The organism is Rhodococcoides trifolii, assembly GCF_014635345.1.
In the GTDB taxonomy this organism is placed as follows: Bacteria; Actinomycetota; Actinomycetes; order Mycobacteriales; family Mycobacteriaceae; genus Rhodococcoides; species Rhodococcoides trifolii.
The window spans coordinates 814,563-832,627 of record NZ_BMCU01000002.1 but is presented as its reverse complement, the minus strand read 5'-3'; the positions used below and the strand labels follow the sequence as shown (position 1 = coordinate 832,627).

The following is an 18,065-nucleotide window of genomic DNA, read 5'->3' as shown; positions in this document are numbered from 1 at the left end:
ATGTTGCGCTCTCGACAACCAGACTTCGATTCCGACATACCGGTGACAATCCGGTGGGAGTGCCTGATGACCGAACTGCTCCAGACCAGTACCCCGTACCCGGTGTGCAACCTCGCGGCACTCCCGATCGGTGAAGTGGTCACGGTGACACCGCCGGGGTGGGACCCCATTTCCGTCTTCCACACCGACGAGGGCCTCTACGCCATCGACGACACGTGCACGCACCAGGACGCGTCTCTGGCCGACGGCTGGGTGGAGAACTGCGCCGTCGAGTGCCCGCTGCACGAGGCCTGCTTCGACCTCCGGACCGGGATGCCCTCGGGAACCCCCGCCAAGGTGGCCGTGCGGACACATGCGGTGGACGTCGTCGACGGTGTCGTCGTGCTCGAGCTCTACCGGCAGTGACCGACACCGCCCGATCCGTTGTCGTCGTGGGCGCGTCCCTGGCGGGCCTTTCTGCGGTACGAGCACTGCGCGACGAGGGGTTCACCGGGCACATTACCGTCGTCGGTGACGAGCGGCACCTCCCCTATGACCGCCCGCCGCTGTCCAAGGCGTTCCTCACCGGATCCGTCACCGACACCTCCCTCGTGACGGACGACGAGGAGTTGAACGTCGACTGGCTCCTCGGCGTTGCCGCAGCCGGACTGGACGGCTCGTCGGTCGTGCTCGACGACGGACGCACGGTCTCCGCCGACGCCACCGTCATCGCCACGGGCGCACGAGCTCGCACACTCATCGGCGCCGACGAACTGGCCGGGGTTCACACGCTCCGAACCCTCGACGACGCGGTGGCGCTCAAAGCATCCCTCGCCGCGGCTCGACACCTGGTCGTCATCGGGGCCGGATTCATCGGTGCCGAGGTCGCCTCCACCGCCTCCGCGGCCGGAATCGACGTCACCGTCGTCGAGGCGTCCATCGCACCGCTCTCCGGCCCACTCGGATTCGACATGGCCGAGCTGTGCGTCGGCATGCATGGTGCCAACGGCGTCGATCTGATCCTCGGTGCGGCTGTCGACACGCTCGTCGGCGTCGATGGAGCCGTGCAGTCGGTTCTCTTGGGTGACGGCAGGTCGCTGCCGGCAGATGTCGTCGTCATCGGCATCGGGGCCGTACCCAACACCGAGTGGGCTGCGGCGTCCGGGCTCGCGATCGACGGCGGCTTCGTCACCGATTCCACGTGCAGAACCACCGTCCCCGGCGTCTACGCCATCGGCGACTGCGCGCGCAGCTTCGACGTGGTTCTTCAGGACCACCATCGCAGCGAACATTGGTCCAATGCCATCACCCAGGCCGCGGTGGTCGCGCGGTCCATTCTGGGAAAGCCCGCACCCGACCGTCGGCCGGCGCCCTACTTCTGGTCCGACCAGTACGGCAAGCGCATCCAGTTCGCCGGATGGCGTCAACCCACCGACTCGGTGCGGGTGATCGAGGGAGATCCCGGCAACGGCCCGTTCGTCGCAATCTACGAACGCGGCGACGAGACCGTGGCCGTACTCGCGGTCGACACACCGCGAACCTTCACGCGCATTCGCAAGCAGCTCGCCACCACCGTTGTCGTCGACCCCGCGATCGCCTGACGTTCGTTGTGACCGACACAGACGTTGGCTCGTGATTATTGGGTACGGCGCGAACCCGGTAATCTCGCCGCGATGAGCATCGATGACCGGACCACAGAATCAAGCACGGACGCGGCGTTCGATCCGGCCGACCACGCTCGCGCCATGGTCGGGTACCACTACCGCGTGGACGACTACTACGAGGTCGGTCGCGAAAAGCTGCGTGAGTACGCCAAGGCCGTCCAGGACCTGAACCCCGTCCATTGGAGCGAAGACGCGGCTGCAGGTTACGGCTACGACGGCCTCATCGCCCCGCTGACCTTCATCTCACTGGTCGGAACCCTGGCGCAGAAGAAGCTGCTCGCTACCATCGCGACCGGATACGACCTCAGCCAGATGCTGCAGACCGACCAGGTCATCGAGTACTACACCCCCATCAAGTCAGGCGACCGCCTGGTGTGCGACGTCTCGCTCGACTCGTTCCGCCAGATCGTCGGGCGCGACATGATGGTCACCAAGAACATCGTGTCGAACCAGCTCAACGAGCTCGTCCAGATCACGTACACGACGCTGCTGATCGGCCGTAAAGGCGACATCGACGAGTCCGTGGCCGACGCCGCACGCGGGATGATCATGCACGGAATGACGTCGTTCGGGGCCGGTGGCGACGACACCGAAACCGAGCTCGAGGACAAGCCGACGTACGACGAGCCGGTGACCCCGCCGCACACCTCCGCTGCGACACAACGATTCGATGACGTAGCCGTCGGTGACGAACTTCCGCCTCGGACGGTCGAACTGACCCGCGGAGACCTGGTGAACTACGCCGGCGTGGCGGGAGACGCGAACCCGGTCCACTGGAGCGACGCGTTCGCGCACATGATCGATCTCGAGACCGTGGTTGCGCACGGCATGCTGACGATGGGAGTCGCGGCCGGCTACCTCACGACGTGGCTGGGCGACCCGGGTGCGGTCCGCGATTACACGGTGCGGTTCACCAGCCCGGTCAGCGTGCACCCGGACCGCCCGGCCGAGCTGCAGTTGGCGGGCAAGGTCAAGTCGCTCGACCCCGAGACACGCACTGCGGTCGTCTCTCTCGACGCCCGATTCAACGGCAAGCGCATCCTGGGGCACCGAGCGACCGCGACGGTTCAGCTGGCCTGAGTGGCGTGGGCGTGCACACTGGAGGTATGACCGACCGACCTCTGTTCCTGTACGACGGTGACTGCGCGTTCTGTTCGTCGTGCGCCCAGTTTCTGACTCGGCGGATACCGAACACCGCGGACGTCGTAGCGTGGCAGCACACGGACCTCGACGGTTTGCCGGTCACGCAGGACGACTGCGAGAACGCCGTGCAGTGGGTCGACGGCGGACGCGCCACCGCCGGGCCTCGTGCTATCGCCGATCTGCTGCGCACGAGCACAGGTGTCTGGAAGTTGGCCGGGCATGCCTTGGCGTTCCCGCCGATCGAGTTGCTGGCTCGGCCGGTGTACCGCGTGATTGCGAACAACCGCGACAAGCTTCCCGGCGGGACGCCCACATGCGCTCTCCCGCAGGCGGAACGGGACAAGCTCGCCTGAAACCTAGCCTGAGACCGCCGTTTTCACGGACGCCGGCAATTGTCGCGCGTTCTTGTACGGGCCGACGACGGCGGCTGCCATCGGGCGGGCGAGCAGGGTTCTCGCGACGTCGCGCACCTCGTCGTTGGTCACCTGATCGATCCTGGCCAACGTCTCGGACACGCTGCGGTGATTGCCGTAGTTCAGCTCGCTACGACCGATCCGGTTCATTCGTGAACCCGAATCCTCCAGTCCCAGAACGAGTCCGCCCCGCATCGACCCCTTGGCGCGCGCGCACTCGGCGTCGGTGATGCCGTCGGCCGCGACCGTGGCCAACACTTCGCGGACCAGTGTGGTCACCTCGCCGAGGTTCTCCGGCTGACACCCCGCATACACCGAGAACGCGCCGGTGTCGGCGAAGGTGTCCACCGACGAGTACACCGAGTACGCAAGACCGCGCTCTTCCCGAATCTCTTGGAACAGGCGCGAACTCAGCCCGCCACCGACCGCTGTGTTGAGCACCGACAGCGCCCACCGATTGCCTTCGTGGCGCCCGAAGGCACGCACGCCGAGCGACAGGTGGGCCTGTTCGCTGTCCCGCGTGGTCACACTGAGAGTGGGTGCCGTCTTGATGCGTCCACTTCCGGTGCGGCGAGGCGCCGGGACCGAGTCGCCCCCGATGCGATCGCCGAAACTGCGCCGAACGCTCGCGACGGTGCTCTCGTGGTCCACGTTGCCCGCAACGGCCACCACGATCCGCGGGGCGGTGTAGCGCCGCACATGGAAGGAGTGCAGCTGCGCTCGGGTCATGTCTTCGATGGACTCGACGGTCCCGATGACGGGCCGGCCGATCGGATGATCGCCGTACAACGCCTCCAGAAATGCGTCGCCGAGCAGATCCTCGGGGTCGTCGTCGCGCATCGAGATCTCCTCGAGCACCACCTGACGTTCGACGTCGACGTCGTCGGCCCGGCACCGCCCGCGCAGGACCACGTCGGCAACCAGATCGAGACCGAGGTCGAGGTCCTCGTCCAACACGTGTGCGTAGAAGCAGGTGTGTTCCTTGGACGTGAACGCGTTCAACTCACCGCCGACACCATCCATGACCTGCGCTATTTCGAGTGCCGTCCGCGTCGGCGTCGACTTGAACAGCAGATGCTCGAGAAAATGGGCGGCACCCGCCACCGATGGACCTTCGTCACGAGAGCCGACCGCCACCCAGACACCGACGGACGCGGAGCGCACACCGGGAACGAACTCGGTCACCACTCTCACCCCACCGGGCAGAGTCGTTCGCGACACGCCGGATTCCTGAGGGGTGCTCACGCGCGGACGGCGCAGTCCGGACTCCATGGACTGCGCCGTCGCGTTCGAGAATTTCTTAATCGGCGCTGACCTCTTCGGAGGTCTCGGCCGGAGCGTCCGCTGCGGGAGCAGCGGCGTCGTCCTCGACCGGAACGAGGCTGATCTTGCCGCGGTTGTCGATGTCGGCGATCTCGACCCGAAGCTTCGAGCCGACGCTCACCACGTCTTCGACCTTGTTGATCCGCTTGCCACTGCCGAGCTTGGAGATGTGGACCAACCCGTCGCGGCCCGGAAGCAGCGAGACGAACGCGCCGAAAGCCGTTGTCTTGACGACGGTTCCGAGGAAACGCTCGCCGACCTTCGGGAGCTGCGGGTTGGCGATGGCGTTGATCATGTCGATCGCGGCCTGCGCGGACGGACCGTCCGCTGCACCGACGTAGACCGTGCCGTCATCTTCGATCGAGATGTTGGCACCGGTCTGCTCGGTGATGGAGTTGATCATCTTGCCCTTGGGTCCGATGACCTCACCGATCTTGTCGACCGGCACCTTGATGGCCGTGACACGCGGTGCGTACGGGCTCATCTCGTCGGGGGCGTCGATGGCCTCGGCCATGACCTCGAGAATCGTCGTACGCGCATCCTTGGCCTGCGACAACGCGCCGGCGAGAACCTGCGACGGGATTCCGTCGAGCTTGGTGTCGAGCTGCAGGGCCGTCACGAAATCCTTGGTGCCGGCGACCTTGAAGTCCATGTCACCGAAGGCATCTTCGGCGCCGAGGATGTCGGTGAGTGCGACGTAGCGGGTTTCGCCGTCGACCTGGTCGGAGACCAGACCCATGGCGATGCCGGCCACCGGCGCCTTCAGCGGCACACCGGCATTGAGCATGCCGAGCGTGGACGCACAGACCGAACCCATGGACGTGGAACCGTTGGAGCTCAGCGCCTCCGACACCTGACGGATTGCGTAGGGGAACTCGGCTTGGCTCGGAAGCACGGGCAGAAGCGCACGCTCGGCGAGTGCTCCGTGGCCGATCTCGCGACGCTTCGGCGATCCCACGCGTCCCGTCTCGCCGGTGGAGTACGGCGGGAAGTTGTAGTGGTGCATGTAGCGCTTGCTGGTCTCGGGTCCCAGCGAGTCGATCTGCTGTGCCATCTTGACCATGTCGAGGGTGGTGACTCCCAGGATCTGGGTTTCACCGCGCTCGAACAGTGCGCTGCCGTGCGCGCGTGGGATCACGGCGACCTCGGCGGACAGCTCACGGATGTCGGTGATGCCGCGACCGTCGATGCGGAACTGATCGCGCAGGATGCGCTGGCGGACCAGCTTCTTGGTCAACGAGCGGAACGCTGCGCCGATCTCCTTCTCGCGACCTTCGAACCGGTCGCCGACGCTTTCGAGGATCTGCGCCTTGACCTCGTCGAGCTTGTCTTCACGCTCGGCTTTGCCGGCGATCGTGAGGGCCTCGCCGAGTGGGATCTGAGCTGCGCCCTCGACGGCCTCGAAGATGTCCGACTGGTAGGGCGGGAACAACGGGTAGTCACCGGTGGGCTTCGCGGCGCTGGCAGCAAGTGCCTTCTGCGCGTCGCAAAGCGAGGCGATGAACGGCTTGGCCGCTTCGATGCCCTCGGCCACGATGGCCTCGGTAGGAGCCTGCGACCCGCCCTCGATGAGCTCGAAGACGTTCTCGGTGGCCTCGGCCTCGACCATCATGATGGCGACGTCGGCGTCGGCACCCGATCCGGAGACGATGCGCCCCGCGACGACCATGTTGAACACGGCCTCCCCCAGCTGCTCGTTGGTCGGGAACGCCACCCACTGCTTGCCGATCAACGCGACGCGAACGCCACCGACCGGGCCGGTGAACGGCAGTCCGGCGATCTGAGTCGACGCGGATGCGGCATTGATGGCCACGACGTCGTAGAGATCCTTGGGATCGAGGCTCATGACCGTGATGACGACCTGGATCTCGTTGCGCAGTCCGTCGACGAAGGTCGGACGGAGCGGCCGGTCGATCAGGCGGCAGGTCAGGATTGCGTCGGTGCTGGGGCGTCCTTCACGGCGGAAGAACGATCCGGGGATGCGACCGGCGGCGTACATGCGCTCCTCGACGTCCACCGTGAGGGGGAAGAAGTCGAAGTGGTCCTTCGGGTTCTTCGAGGCGGTGGTCGCCGACAGGAGCATGGTCTCGTCGTCGAGGTAGGCGACGACGGATCCGGCGGCCTGGCGGGCGAGACGCCCCGTCTCGAAGCGGATGGTGCGGGTACCGAACGAGCCGTTGTCGATGACGGCGGTGGTTTCGTACACGCCTTCGTCGACCTCCACGGCCGCTTCTGTTGTCGTTTCTGCTGTAGTCATGTCTGCTCTCTCGTCCTCTCGTCTTCGCCGCTCCCACCCGGGCGCGCCAGACGGCCCGGTGGCCCTGGCGGCGTGTCCGAACGGCGGCGGAGGCGGTCCACGATCGAAACCCCTGGTGCCGCGCCCCGAACGTCGGGGCGGAACCGAGGAGTCACTACCGGAGACCGACCCGTGTGACCGATCGACCACGAGCGACTTCGTTACTGCTGGTTGTGCTGTGAAGCTGGTGCTGCGGAAACACGTTTAGCCAGCGAGGCTCAGTCTAAGCATGCCTCGCTGGCTAACAGTGCAGGGTGGATATTTATCGACGCAGTCCCAGACGCTCGATGAGCGAACGGTACCGGGCGACGTCGACCTTCTGAACGTACTTCAGCAGGCGACGACGACGTCCGACGAGCAGCAGGAGGCCTCGGCGGGAGTGGTGATCGTGCTTGTGCACCTTCAGATGCTCGGTCAGATCGACGATGCGCTTGGTGAGCATGGCCACCTGCGCCTCGGGCGATCCGGTGTCCGTCTCGTGCAAGCCGTACTCGCCGAGGACCTTCTTCTTTTCTTCGGTGGTCAAAGCCACTGCATAACTCCTGGTGATTGACGTTCGCGTGTGTTCAACGGTGGTGTGGCCGCCGCGAACCGCAGCACGCACCGAGAGAAGAGCCTACCAGCGCGCGACGGTCCTACCGACCATCGGCGACGGCGGTCAGGATCTCCCGTGCGCGAACGACGTCCCGATCCATCTGCTCGACCAGCTCGTCGACGGAGGCGAAGGCCTCCATGCCGCGCAGCCGCTCGACGAAGTCCACGGCAACGTGCTGCCCGTACAGGTCCGCGTCGCCGTCCATGACGAACGCCTCGACGGTGCGGGTCCGTCCGGAGAACGTCGGATTGGTGCCGACGGACACCGCGGCCTGACACCGTTTGCCCGATTTCACGGTGCCCACGACCGGACCGGCGCCCAGGACGGTGAACCAGCACGCGTAGACGCCGTCTGCCGGAATGGCGGCGTGCATGGGCGGCGCGACGTTGGCGGTGGGATAACCGATGGTCCGACCTCTACCGTCGCCGTGCACCACCACGCCCTCCACCCGGTGCGGACGACCCAGCGCTTCCGCCGCCGCCGACACGTCACCGGCGTCGACGCAGGCGCGGATGTAGGTGGACGAGAAGGTGACCGTGTGTTCGGCGAGGAGGTTGACTCCATCGACTGCGAAGCCGAATCTGCGCCCCGCCTGCTCGAGGAACGGCACGGTTCCGAGCGCCTTCTTGCCGAACGTGAAGTTCTCCCCCACGACCACCTCGGCGGCATGCAGACGTTCCACGAGAATGTCGTGGACGTAGCGCTCCGGCGTCAGCTTCATGAATTCCGCCGTGAACGGCATGACGCAGAACACGTCGATGCCGAGTTCCTCGGCGAGTTCGGCCCGGCGGGTGAGCGTCGTCAGTTGAGCGGGGTGACTCCCCGGTCGTACGACCTCCATCGGATGCGGATCGAAAGTCATGAGAACACTCGGAATGCCCCGCGCCGCGGCGGCTTCGACTGCCCGACCGATCAATTGCGCGTGACCTCGGTGCACGCCGTCGAACACACCGATCGTCAGAACGCACCGGCCCCAATCGGCAGGCACCTCGTCGAGACCTCGCCATCGCTGCACAGGAGAGAACACTACGGCCACATCGCGCGACGGTCACGCGCACATGTGTCGCGCGCGTGAGCGGGCACTGGTTTGCCTAAGCTGTGGTCGTGAACCCCCTCTTGCTGTCCGCCGTGGCACAGGACTACCTCAAGGTCATCTGGACCGCGAGCGAGTATTCCGACGAGCCGGTCAGTACCAAGATGTTGTCCGAGCGGATCGGCGTGTCGCCCTCCACCGTTTCGGAGGCCATTCGCAAACTGTCGGACCAAGGCATGGTCGACCACGCGCGCTACGGCGCCATCGCACTCACCGAGACTGGCCGTCGAGCCGCCGTCGCCATGGTTCGACGCCACCGCCTGATCGAGACGTTCTTGGTGCAGGAGCTCGGCTACGGATGGGACGAGGTGCACGACGAGGCCGAAGTGCTCGAACACGCCGTCTCGGATTTGTTGATGGACCGCATCGACATCAAGCTAGGCCACCCGGATCGTGACCCCCACGGCGACCCGATTCCCACTGCCGACGGCGACATCCCCGCTCCGCGCGCCATCCCCCTCAGCGAATTTCGTGTCGGCCAGGAGGGACGCGTAGCCCGCATCTCCGACGCCGACCCGGACATGCTCCGCTACTTCGACACGGTCGGCATCAGCCTCGATCTGACGATCGAGATGGTCGAGCGGCGCGATTTCGCCGGCACGGTCGCGGTGCGTATCGACACCGCCGACACCCCCATCGACCTCGGCCAGATCGCTGCCGAGGCCATTTGGATGACGGTGTAGCTCGACCGGTCAGTCCCGCAACGTCGCCGGCCGCACCACCATCACGGTGCTCGCCCGTTTGCCCCGTTCCTGAAGCAGCGCAATGGTATTGCCGTCCGGATCGATCGCTGCGTAGATGCCCTTCATGCCGATCGGGTCCAACCACCGACCCTGACTGATCGATTCCGCTTCCTCGGCGCTGACGCCGCGATGCTCGTACGCGGTCTTGGCCGCAGCGTCGATGTCGAGGCTGACCGCGGGGGCGGTCTCGAGTTCGGTCAGGGTGCGCGCGTGCTCGAGCGTGAACGGCCCGACTCTGGTGCGGCGCAGGACCGTCAGGTGCCCTCCGACTCCGAGCGCGTCACCGAGGTCGCGAGCCAGGGCTCGCACATAGGTTCCGGACGTGCAGTCGACCTCCACCTCGAGATCGACCACGCCGCCTCCCCGCCGCACCGAGGTCAGCTCGAAGCGGCTCACCGTCACCCGGCGAGGTTCGAGCACCACCGTCTCACCGTCGCGAACCAGCGCGTGCGCGCGTTTTCCGTCGACCTTGATGGCGCTCACACTCGACGGGATCTGGCTGATGTCACCGGTCAACCGCAGCATTTCCGTGTTGATGTCGGTGTCCGCCACCCCGGATGCGTCCGAGGTGGAAAGCGTCTCCCCTTCGGCGTCGTCCGTGGTGGTGGCCGAGCCCAGGCGAATCGTCGCCGTGTACGCCTTGGTCGTCAGGGCGAGCAGGCCCAGCATCTTGGTGGCGCGTTCCACCCCCAGCACCAGTACGCCGGTCGCCATCGGATCGAGGGTTCCGGCGTGCCCGATCTTGCGCGTCTTCAACAACTTTCGGCACGCCGACACCACGTCGTGGCTCGTCATACCGGGACTCTTGTCGATGATGAGCAGCCCGGCACCGACAAGTCCGGTGGGCGGTTTCACATGAGGCACGAGGGCCTATCCTGCCATCTGCTGCAAGGCCAAGACATCAGATCACGGTGATGGCGGTCACCACGAGACCGCGCGCCACTACCCACCGACCGTCGAACGAGCTCAACGGCGGACCGGTGGTGGTGTTGCCGGGCACGAGCAGATCCGTGTGGAAGGTCCCGGTGATGACCTCGGCGCCGGTCGGAGCGTCCTTCGCGAACGTGATGTGCGCGTCCTCGAACCCCAGCCATCGCCCGGTCAGCGGGAACCACGCCTTGTAGGTGGCCTCCTTGGCGCAGAACAACAGCTTGTCCCAGTGGACGGCGCCATCCTGAACGGTCGACAGCCAGCTGCGTTCCTGCTCGATGCTGACCGCGTCCAGCACACCGTCGGGCAGCGCCTCGTGCGGTTCGGCGTCGATCCCGATCGACCGCACCGCCAGAGCATGTCCCAGAGCGGCAGCGCGGTACCCGTCGGTGTGGGTGAGGCTGCCGACCACGCCGGACGGCCACTGCGGCGATCCCATCTCGCCACGCAGAATCGGCGCCTGGTCGACTCCCAGGCGGGTCATCGCCTTGCGTGCGCAGTACCGAGCGGACACGAACTCGCGGCGTCGTTTCTCGACGGCTTTGGCGATGAGGTGCTCCTCGCGAGGGTGCGGAGTCAGGCCCGGCGGATCCTCGAACAATTCCTCGGCCACCACCACGCCCGGCAGAATGCGCTCGATCATGCCGACCGACCTCCGGTCTTCCCGCTCATGCCGACCGACCTCCGGTCTTCCCGCTCATCTCGATCTCCTACCGGACGCGCGCATCTTCTCCACTTCCGCTTCCATCTCCGGCGTCACCGTGAAGTGACCGCCGAATTTGTTCAACGTTCCCGGTGGATACTCCGGGACTGGAAGTATCTGTCGCAGAACAGGATCCGGTAGCCCACGCCGCTTCCACTCTCGTGGGTAGCCGACGGAGACCTCTTCGAACCGAACGCCGTCGTAGTACGTGGTGCGCGGGATGTGCAGGTGCCCGTAGACAGCGCACAGGGCGTTGTACCGGGTGTGCCAGTCCGCGGTTTCCACTGTGCCGCACCACAATGCGAACTCCGGATAGAACAGGACGTCGGTGGGTTGCCGCACCAACGGGAAGTGGTTGATCAGCACGGTCGGGATCGACGGGTCGAGTTCGTCGAGGCGGCGGCGCGTGTACTCCAATCGAGCAGCGCACCACGCGTCCATGGTGGCGTAAGGAGTCGGCTTGATCAGAAACTCGTCCGTCGCGACCACGTTGCGTTCACGGGCGATCGCCAGTCCGTCCGTCTTGCCCGTCGCACCCGCCGGCAGGAACGTGTAGTCGTACAGCAGCGTCAGCGGCACCAGCGTGACCGGTCCACCCTCCCCGGTCCACACCGGATACGGATCCTCGGGCGTGACGACTCCGAGTTCGCGGCACATCGAGACCAGGTAGTCGTAGCGCGCGACGCCGTACATCTGAACCGGGTCCTTGGCCGTCGTGTAGAGCTCGTGGTTACCCGGTACCCAGATGACGGTGTGGAACTTCTGGGCGAGCAACTGCAGCGCCCATTTGATGTCGTCCGTCTTCTCCGAGACGTCGCCGGCCACGATGAGCCAGTCGTCTTCGCTCTCGGGCTCGAGGCCCTCGGTGACCGGTTTGTTGCCGTTGTGACCGATATGGATATCGCTGACGGCCCAGAGCTTGGCTGGCACACTCACGACCTTTCCTTGTTCGAGGGGTCGCGATTCTCCACGCCCACCGTGATCCACTTGCCGGATACCGTTCGCGCGACCACCGCGATCAGCCTGACGATGATGAACACCGCCAACCCCACCCAGATTCCGGCCAGTCCCCAGTCCAGGGTCAGCGACAGCCAGACGAACGGGAGGAATCCGAGAAGTGCGCCCACCAGTGTGGCGGTTCGCAGGAATGCCGCGTCACCCGCACCGAGCAGTACGCCGTCGAGTGCGAACACCACACCGGCGAGGGGAATCATGGCAACGAACAACCACCAGATCCCTCGCATCTCGTCCTGGACCGAGAGGTCGTCGGTGAACACCCCGGGCAGAACCGGGTAGGTCGCCGCGAACGCCGCCGCTAATCCCAGCGCGGCCGCAGTGGACCAGAGTGTGACGCGGCGCGCGAGCGTCATCACCACGTCGCCGTGTGAGGCTCCGAGTGCGGCACCGGTCAACGCCTGCGCCGCAATGGCGAGCGAATCCAGGATCAGCGCAACGAGATTCCACAACTGCAGGACGAGCTGGTGGGCACCCACCGCGGCCGCACCGAAACGTGCCGCCACCGTCGTAGCCGAAAGGAAGCACACCTGAAACGCGGCCGTTCGCAGAATCAGATCGCGTCCGAGTACCAGCTGCGCTCTCATCACCGGAAGCCGAACACCGAGCGGCACGCGCTCTCTCAGGATGGCGGACACGAACAACGTTGCCGCGACGAACTGTCCGACGACATTCGCCACCGCCGACCCCTCGAGCCCCATGTCGGGTGCCACGGACCAGCCGAACACGAGAACGGGACACAGCGCGGTCGACACGACCACACCCGCAACCACGAACCGCAGCGGTCGAACGGTGTCCTGCACTCCGCGCATCCACCCGTTACCGGCCAACGTGATCAGAATCAGCGGCGCACCGACGACGGCGATGCGCAGCCACCGCTCCGCCTCGGTGGAGATGTCTCCCCCACCCCCGATCACTCCGAGGATCGGCGACGCGAACAGCTGAACCGCGACGAGAAGCACCACACCGATCCCGACGGCCAACCAGGTGGCCTGCACGCCCTCGGCGACGGCGTCGCGGTCGCGCCCCGCACCGTGCAGTCGTGCTGCGCGCGACGTGGTGCCGTACGAGAGGAACGTCAGGGCGGTGCTCACCTGCGCGAGAACGATGCCGCCCACAGCCAGTCCCGCCAGAGCGCCGGCGCCGAGTCGACCGACCACTGCGGCGTCGAAGAGCAGGTAGACGGGCTCGGCGACCAGGACGCCGAGAGCCGGTAACGCGAGTCCGAAGAGTCGCCGCGCGGAGACGTCCCCCGTCGCGGGCCCGAGCGCCTCAGCCAAGAGCGGCGACGAGCGCAGCGATGTTGGTGCCGATCTCACCCGTTGCGGTGTAGCCGGCGGAGAAGCGATGTCCCCCGCCGCCGAGCGCAGTCGCGACGAGGGAGACGTCGACGGTGCTCTTGGCTCGAAGGGAGACGGACCACCCGCTCTCGACCTCCTTGAATACCGCGGCCACTTCCGCCTCGGCCGTGGTGCGCACGATGTCGACGACGCTCTCGATCTCCTCCGACCTCAGGCCGCGGGAATCCGCGGTCTCGATGACGGCGTACACGAGGCCCTGTCCGCCGGCTGCGTCCTGCACCAGACGCGCCGATCCCAGCACGGAACCGAGCATGGGGAGCCATGCGAACGGGTGGGTGTCGAGCAGCCGACGTGCGATGGCGGCGCCGTCGATGCCGGTGGCCAACAACCTCTCGGCCAGCGCATGCGACCCCGGACGCACCCACCGGAACGACCCGGTGTCGGTGACGAGACCGGCGAACAGACAATGGGCGATGTCGGCGTCGATCTCGACGGTCCACGCGTCGAACAGAGTCGCAATGACGGCGGTCGTCGATTCGGCGGCAGCGTCGATCAGATGTGCGGTGCCGTATTCGGTGTTGGACCGATGGTGATCGATGACCAGGGTGTGCGGAGCGAAATCGAGCCGGTCGCTCAACGCGCCGAGGCGGCCGCGGCTACCGCAATCGACGGTCACGACCAGGTCCACTTCCTGCCGCACCTCGTGCGGGGCCGCGAGAAAGCGAAGTCCGGGGAGGTCGCCCATCGACTCCGGCAGATCCGCCGGCGCGGAGAATGCCACCTGCACACTCTTCCCCCGCCGCTCCAGAGCCATGGCCAGGGCCAGCCCGCTGCCGATGGTGTCCGCGTCCGGTTGGACGTGACACAGCACCGTGACGGTGCTCGCCGTGTTCAGCAGGTCGATGGCCGCAGCCGTGTCGGTCGGCAGGGTGGTCTCGGTCATGCGCGCGCGCTCAGTCGTCGGCGTCGGCAGTATCGGAACGAGGAACCCGGTACGGATCGGGATCACCGGCGGGAGTAGCGGTTGCAGCAGTCTCGGCGACCTTGTTGTCGATCTCGCGTGCCCGTGCGAGCAGTTCTTCCATGTGACGGGCAGTGTCCGGCACGGTGTCCGCGACGAAGGTGAGGGTGGGCGTGTAGCGCACCCCGGTTCCGGCGCCGACCTTCGATCGCAAGACGCCCTTTGCCTTCTCCAACCCGAGCGCAGCGGCCTGGAAATCGGGTTCGGCGTCCAGCGTCTCGCCGAGGACGGTGTAGTACACCGTGGCGTCGTGCAGGTCGGCCGTCACCTTGGTGTCGGTGACGGTCACGAAGTTCAGCCGCGGATCCTTGATCTCGTGGTCGATCGCGGTCGCCACGATGGTGCCGATTCGCTTGGCAAGCTTGCGCGCCCTGGCCTGGTCAACCACGGTCGAACTCCTCTTCGTCGTCGTCGGCCGTAACCGACGCTGTTCACGTACTTCCGGGGAGGTGCAGGGATCAGTCCTCGGGACCGAACACTCGGCGCCTCACCGCGAGCAAATCGAGCTCCGGTCGTTCGGCGACGTGCCGCTCGCACGAGTCGAGAACACGATGCAGATGCTCCACGTCGCTCGTTGCGATCGCGACGCCAATCATGGATCGGCGGTAACGCTCCTGCTCACCGGTTTCCGCCGCGGACACGCCGAACTTGAGCAAGGCCGCCACGACAGGTTTGACCACCGAACGCTTTTCCTTCAGGGAATGTACGTCGCCGAGCAACACGTCCAACTCGAGGGCACCGAGATACATGGCTGCTCCTCACGCCTGTGGTGCGAACGGGGGCGGTGCGAGCGCGGTGGTCACCGCGCCCGCACCCCCGACTTCGATCCGACTCAATCGCGGGGCTTCTCGCGAAGCTCGTAGGCCTCGATGACGTCCCCGACCTTGATGTCGGAGTAGGTCACCGTGAGACCGCACTCGTAGCCCTCGCGTACCTCGGTCGCGTCTTCCTTCTCACGCCGTAGCGAGGAGATGGTGACGAGATCTTGGACCACCGTGTTGTCACGCAGCAGGCGAGCCTTCGCGTTGCGACGCACGATGCCCGAGGTGACGAGGCAACCCGCGATGTTTCCGACCTTCGACGAACGGAACAGCGCGCGGATTTCGGCCTGACCAAGAGTGACCTCTTCGTAGACCGGCTTGAGCATGCCCTTGAGGGCCTTCTCGATCTCGTCGATCGCCTGGTAGATCACCGAGTAGTACCGGATGTCGACACCCTCGCGGTTCGCCAGCTCCGTCGCCTTGCCTTCGGCCCGGACGTTGAAGCCGATGATGATCGCGTTGGACGCCGACGCCAGGTTGACGTTGGTCTCGGTGACACCACCGACGCCACGGTCGATGACACGAAGCTCGACCTCGTCGTCGATCGCGATCCCGACGAGGGCCTCTTCCAAGGCCTCGACGGTTCCGGAGTTGTCGCCCTTGAGGATCAAGTTGAGCTGCGAGGTCTCCTTCAGTGCTGCATCGAGATCGTCGAGGCTGATTCGCTTGCGCGACTTCGCCGCCATGGCGTTGCGCTTGCGCGCATTGCGACGGTCCGCGATCTGACGTGCGATGCGGTCCTCGTCGACGACGAGCAGATTGTCGCCGGCGCCGGGAACCGAGGTGAAGCCGATGACCTGCACCGGACGCGACGGGAGTGCTTCGATGACGTCGTTTCCGTGCTCGTCGACCATCCGTCGAACGCGGCCGTAAGCGTCACCGGCGACGATCGAATCACCGACACGCAAGGTTCCGCGAGCGATGAGCACTGTGGCCACCGGACCACGACCGCGGTCGAGGTGCGCCTCGATGGCGACACCCTGTGCGTCCATGTCCGGGTTGGCACGCAGGTCGAGCGCCGCGTCGGCGGTCAACAGCACCGCTTCGAGGAGGGCATCGATGTTGGTGCCCTGCTTGGCGGAGATGTCGACGAACATCGTGTCGCCGCCGTACTCCTCGGCGACCAGACCGTACTCGGTCAGCTGCTGCCGGATCTTGTCCGGGTTCGCGCCTTCCTTGTCGATCTTGTTGACCGCGACCACGATCGGCACATCCGCTGCCTGCGCGTGGTTGATGGCCTCGACCGTCTGCGGCATGACGCCGTCGTCGGCCGCGACGACCAGGATCGCGAGGTCGGTCGCCTTCGCACCACGGGCACGCATGGCCGTGAAGGCCTCGTGACCGGGGGTGTCGATGAAGGTGACGAGACGCTCGTTGCCTTCGAGCTCGGTGAGCACCTGGTACGCACCGATGTGCTGCGTGATGCCACCGGCCTCGCCTTCACGCACGGTGGCGTTACGGATGGAGTCCAGCAGTCGCGTCTTGCCGTGATCGACGTGACCCATGACGGTGACGACCGGCGGACGCTGCTCGAGCTCGTCCTCGCCGCCTTCGTCCTCGCCGTAGGTGAGGTCGAACGAGTCGAGCAGCTCGCGGTCCTCGTCCTCGGGGCTGACGACCTGCACGACGTAGTTCATCTCGCTGCCGAGAAGCTCCAGCGTCTCGTCGTTGACCGACTGCGTCGCGTTGACCATCTCGCCCAGGTTGAACAGGGCCTGCACCAGTGCTGCCGGGTTCGCGTCGATCTTGTCCGCGAAGTCGGACAACGACGCGCCGCGGGCGAGACGGATGGTCTCACCGTTGCCACGTGGGAGCCGAACGCCGCCGACGGCGGGCGCCTGCATGGACTCGTACTCGGCGCGCTTCGCACGCTTCGACTTGCGACCACGACGAACGGCGCCGCCGGGACGACCGAACGCGCCGGCTGCCGCACCGCGCTGACCGGGACGACCACCGCCACCGGGACGACCGCGGAAACCACCTGCGGGTGCTCCGGCTGCGGGAGCACCGGGTGCTCCGCCGCCGCCACCGCGGTAGCCGCCGCCGGCTCCGGCGCCGCCACCCGGACGACCGCCGGGAGCGCCACCGGGGCGACCCGGACGACCACCGGCTGCGGGTGCCGGTCGCGCGGAACGCGACGGCATTGCGCCGGGGTTGGGACGAGGAGGCATGGAGCCGGGGTTGGGACGCGGGCCGCCGGGACGGGGACCGCCCTGACCTGCGGGCGGACGACCTGTACCGCCGGTCGGAGCGCCGGCGCCGCCGGGACGCGGAGCGCCCTGACCGGGAGCCGGACGGCCTGCGGCGGGACGCGGTGCCTGACCCGGCGCGGGGCGAGGCGCGGGACGCTCCACCGGGGCCGAGGAGTACGGGTTGTTGCCGACGCGAGGCGCCTTGGGACCCGGCTTGGGTCCGGGCGCTCCGGGCTTCGACTGTGCCGGCGCCGCGGGTGCGGACGCCTGCGCAGCTGCCGGTGCTTCGGCGGCCGGAGCGGCAGCTTCCTGCGGCGCGGCTTGCGGAGCTGCGGGTGTTTCGGCTGCTGCTGGGCGGACGGGCTCGGGAGCGGGCGCTACCGGCTCGGGCGCGGCGGGCTCCGGCGCGGCGGCCGCAGGCTTCGGACCCGGACGCGGCGCGCCGGGCTTGGGGCCCGTGCCCCCACCGTTGGACGAAGCACCGTTCGACGAAGCACCGTTGGACGAAGCACCGTTCGATGCTGCGCGACCGTTGCTCGGCTTGTCGGCAGCGGGGGCGCTGGTCGAGGGGGTGCCGTCGGCAGGTGCCGACGAAGGGAACGATTCCCGGAGGCGGCGGGCGACGGGTGCTTCCACCGTCGACGACGCCGATTTCACGAACTCGCCCTGCTCCTTGAGCCGTGCGAGTAGATCTTTACTTGTGACACCGAGTTCTTTTGCCAACTCGTGCACGCGGGCCTTGCCTGCCACTGCTCTCCTCACTGAGAGGTCGAGCGTGGCTCCCGGTCAGGGTGCCCGCACGACCTCGGGTTATCTCCGATGGACGATCATCGA

The 18,065-nt window shown here is 66.7% G+C and carries 17 protein-coding genes; 5 read left to right on the top strand and 12 right to left on the bottom strand.

The features are described 5' to 3' along the window. The first annotated feature begins 66 nt into the window (after nt 1-66). The 4 genes from IEW02_RS11125 (at nt 67) to IEW02_RS11110 (ending at nt 3,139) form a co-directional block, all read left to right on the top strand. Nucleotides 67-405, top strand: a complete 339-nt coding sequence (locus IEW02_RS11125) for a bifunctional 3-phenylpropionate/cinnamic acid dioxygenase ferredoxin subunit (protein ID WP_188544833.1) — start codon at nt 67-69, stop codon at nt 403-405. Beyond that, a complete protein-coding gene (locus tag IEW02_RS11120) occupies nt 402-1,580 on the top strand; it encodes an NAD(P)/FAD-dependent oxidoreductase (protein ID WP_188544832.1) in 1,179 nt (392 codons plus the stop codon). Before IEW02_RS11125 ends, IEW02_RS11120 begins: the two co-directional genes overlap by 4 nt. Before the next feature lie 72 nt (nt 1,581-1,652). Then, nucleotides 1,653-2,723, top strand: a complete 1,071-nt coding sequence (locus IEW02_RS11115; RefSeq protein WP_188544831.1) for a fused (3R)-hydroxyacyl-ACP dehydratase subunits HadA/HadB — start codon at nt 1,653-1,655, stop codon at nt 2,721-2,723. A gap of 26 nt (nt 2,724-2,749) precedes the next feature. Beyond that, nucleotides 2,750-3,139, top strand: a complete 390-nt coding sequence (locus IEW02_RS11110) for a thiol-disulfide oxidoreductase DCC family protein (protein ID WP_188544830.1) — start codon at nt 2,750-2,752, stop codon at nt 3,137-3,139. Nucleotides 3,140-3,142: 3 nt separating this feature from the next. Here IEW02_RS11110 and IEW02_RS11105 read toward each other — a convergent pair whose 3' ends face one another. The 4 genes from IEW02_RS11105 to IEW02_RS11090 all read right to left on the bottom strand — a co-directional run bounded on the left by IEW02_RS11105 (nt 3,143) and on the right by IEW02_RS11090 (nt 8,428). Next, nucleotides 3,143-4,471 (bottom strand): M16 family metallopeptidase, encoded by a 1,329-nt coding sequence (locus IEW02_RS11105; protein ID WP_188544829.1) that lies wholly within the window; start codon nt 4,469-4,471, stop codon nt 3,143-3,145. Between the two features lie 28 nt (nt 4,472-4,499). Further along, complete coding sequence (locus IEW02_RS11100) at nt 4,500-6,779, bottom strand: polyribonucleotide nucleotidyltransferase (protein ID WP_188544828.1); 2,280 nt, start codon at nt 6,777-6,779, stop codon at nt 4,500-4,502. Between the two features lie 301 nt (nt 6,780-7,080). Further along, nucleotides 7,081-7,350: a 30S ribosomal protein S15 gene (gene rpsO / locus IEW02_RS11095; RefSeq protein ID WP_188544827.1), complete on the bottom strand. Its 270-nt coding sequence runs from the start codon at nt 7,348-7,350 to the stop codon at nt 7,081-7,083. A 103-nt stretch (nt 7,351-7,453) separates the two neighbouring features. Continuing rightward, a complete protein-coding gene (locus IEW02_RS11090) occupies nt 7,454-8,428 on the bottom strand; it encodes a bifunctional riboflavin kinase/FAD synthetase (RefSeq protein WP_188544826.1) in 975 nt (324 codons plus the stop codon). 89 nt (nt 8,429-8,517) lie between these two features. On the opposite strand from IEW02_RS11090, the gene IEW02_RS11085 reads away from it, so the two are divergent. After that, nucleotides 8,518-9,189, top strand: a complete 672-nt coding sequence (locus IEW02_RS11085; RefSeq protein WP_229745944.1) for a metal-dependent transcriptional regulator — start codon at nt 8,518-8,520, stop codon at nt 9,187-9,189. A gap of 9 nt (nt 9,190-9,198) precedes the next feature. Here the strand turns inward: IEW02_RS11085 and truB are convergent, their stop codons facing one another. From truB to infB, 8 genes are all read right to left on the bottom strand, one after another. Continuing rightward, nucleotides 9,199-10,113, bottom strand: a complete 915-nt coding sequence (gene truB / locus IEW02_RS11080) for a tRNA pseudouridine(55) synthase TruB (RefSeq protein ID WP_229745943.1) — start codon at nt 10,111-10,113, stop codon at nt 9,199-9,201. Nucleotides 10,114-10,150: 37 nt separating this feature from the next. Further along, a complete protein-coding gene (locus IEW02_RS11075) occupies nt 10,151-10,822 on the bottom strand; it encodes a 4'-phosphopantetheinyl transferase family protein (protein ID WP_188544825.1) in 672 nt (223 codons plus the stop codon). A gap of 54 nt (nt 10,823-10,876) precedes the next feature. Continuing rightward, on the bottom strand, nt 10,877-11,812 hold the full coding sequence (locus IEW02_RS11070) for a metallophosphoesterase family protein (RefSeq protein WP_188545296.1): 936 nt from the start codon (nt 11,810-11,812) through the stop codon (nt 10,877-10,879). 2 nt (nt 11,813-11,814) lie between these two features. Beyond that, a complete protein-coding gene (locus tag IEW02_RS11065) occupies nt 11,815-13,176 on the bottom strand; it encodes an MATE family efflux transporter (protein WP_188545295.1) in 1,362 nt (453 codons plus the stop codon). Beyond that, complete coding sequence (locus IEW02_RS11060; protein WP_188544824.1) at nt 13,169-14,140, bottom strand: DHH family phosphoesterase; 972 nt, start codon at nt 14,138-14,140, stop codon at nt 13,169-13,171. The genes IEW02_RS11065 and IEW02_RS11060 overlap by 8 nt, the downstream gene beginning before the upstream one ends. A 10-nt stretch (nt 14,141-14,150) precedes the next feature. Then, nucleotides 14,151-14,606: a 30S ribosome-binding factor RbfA gene (gene rbfA, locus IEW02_RS11055; protein ID WP_188544823.1), complete on the bottom strand. Its 456-nt coding sequence runs from the start codon at nt 14,604-14,606 to the stop codon at nt 14,151-14,153. A 70-nt stretch (nt 14,607-14,676) separates the two neighbouring features. After that, nucleotides 14,677-14,967, bottom strand: a complete 291-nt coding sequence (locus IEW02_RS11050; RefSeq protein WP_188544822.1) for a DUF503 domain-containing protein — start codon at nt 14,965-14,967, stop codon at nt 14,677-14,679. A gap of 83 nt (nt 14,968-15,050) precedes the next feature. Continuing rightward, nucleotides 15,051-17,981, bottom strand: coding sequence for a translation initiation factor IF-2 (gene infB / locus IEW02_RS11045; protein ID WP_188544821.1), 2,931 nt, complete (start codon nt 17,979-17,981; stop codon nt 15,051-15,053). Nucleotides 17,982-18,065: the final 84 nt, after the last annotated feature.

Coding starts and splice junctions, on each gene's coding strand:
- IEW02_RS11125 (WP_188544833.1), top strand. CDS start 67: ATGACCGAACTGCTCCAGACCAGTACCCCGTACCCGGTGTGCAACCTC.
- IEW02_RS11115 (WP_188544831.1), top strand. CDS start 1,653: ATGAGCATCGATGACCGGACCACAGAATCAAGCACGGACGCGGCGTTC.
- IEW02_RS11110 (WP_188544830.1), top strand. CDS start 2,750: ATGACCGACCGACCTCTGTTCCTGTACGACGGTGACTGCGCGTTCTGT.
- IEW02_RS11105 (WP_188544829.1), bottom strand. CDS start 4,471: ATGGAGTCCGGACTGCGCCGTCCGCGCGTGAGCACCCCTCAGGAATCC.
- IEW02_RS11100 (WP_188544828.1), bottom strand. CDS start 6,779: ATGACTACAGCAGAAACGACAACAGAAGCGGCCGTGGAGGTCGACGAA.
- IEW02_RS11075 (WP_188544825.1), bottom strand. CDS start 10,822: ATGATCGAGCGCATTCTGCCGGGCGTGGTGGTGGCCGAGGAATTGTTC.
- IEW02_RS11060 (WP_188544824.1), bottom strand. CDS start 14,140: ATGACCGAGACCACCCTGCCGACCGACACGGCTGCGGCCATCGACCTG.
- IEW02_RS11050 (WP_188544822.1), bottom strand. CDS start 14,967: ATGTATCTCGGTGCCCTCGAGTTGGACGTGTTGCTCGGCGACGTACAT.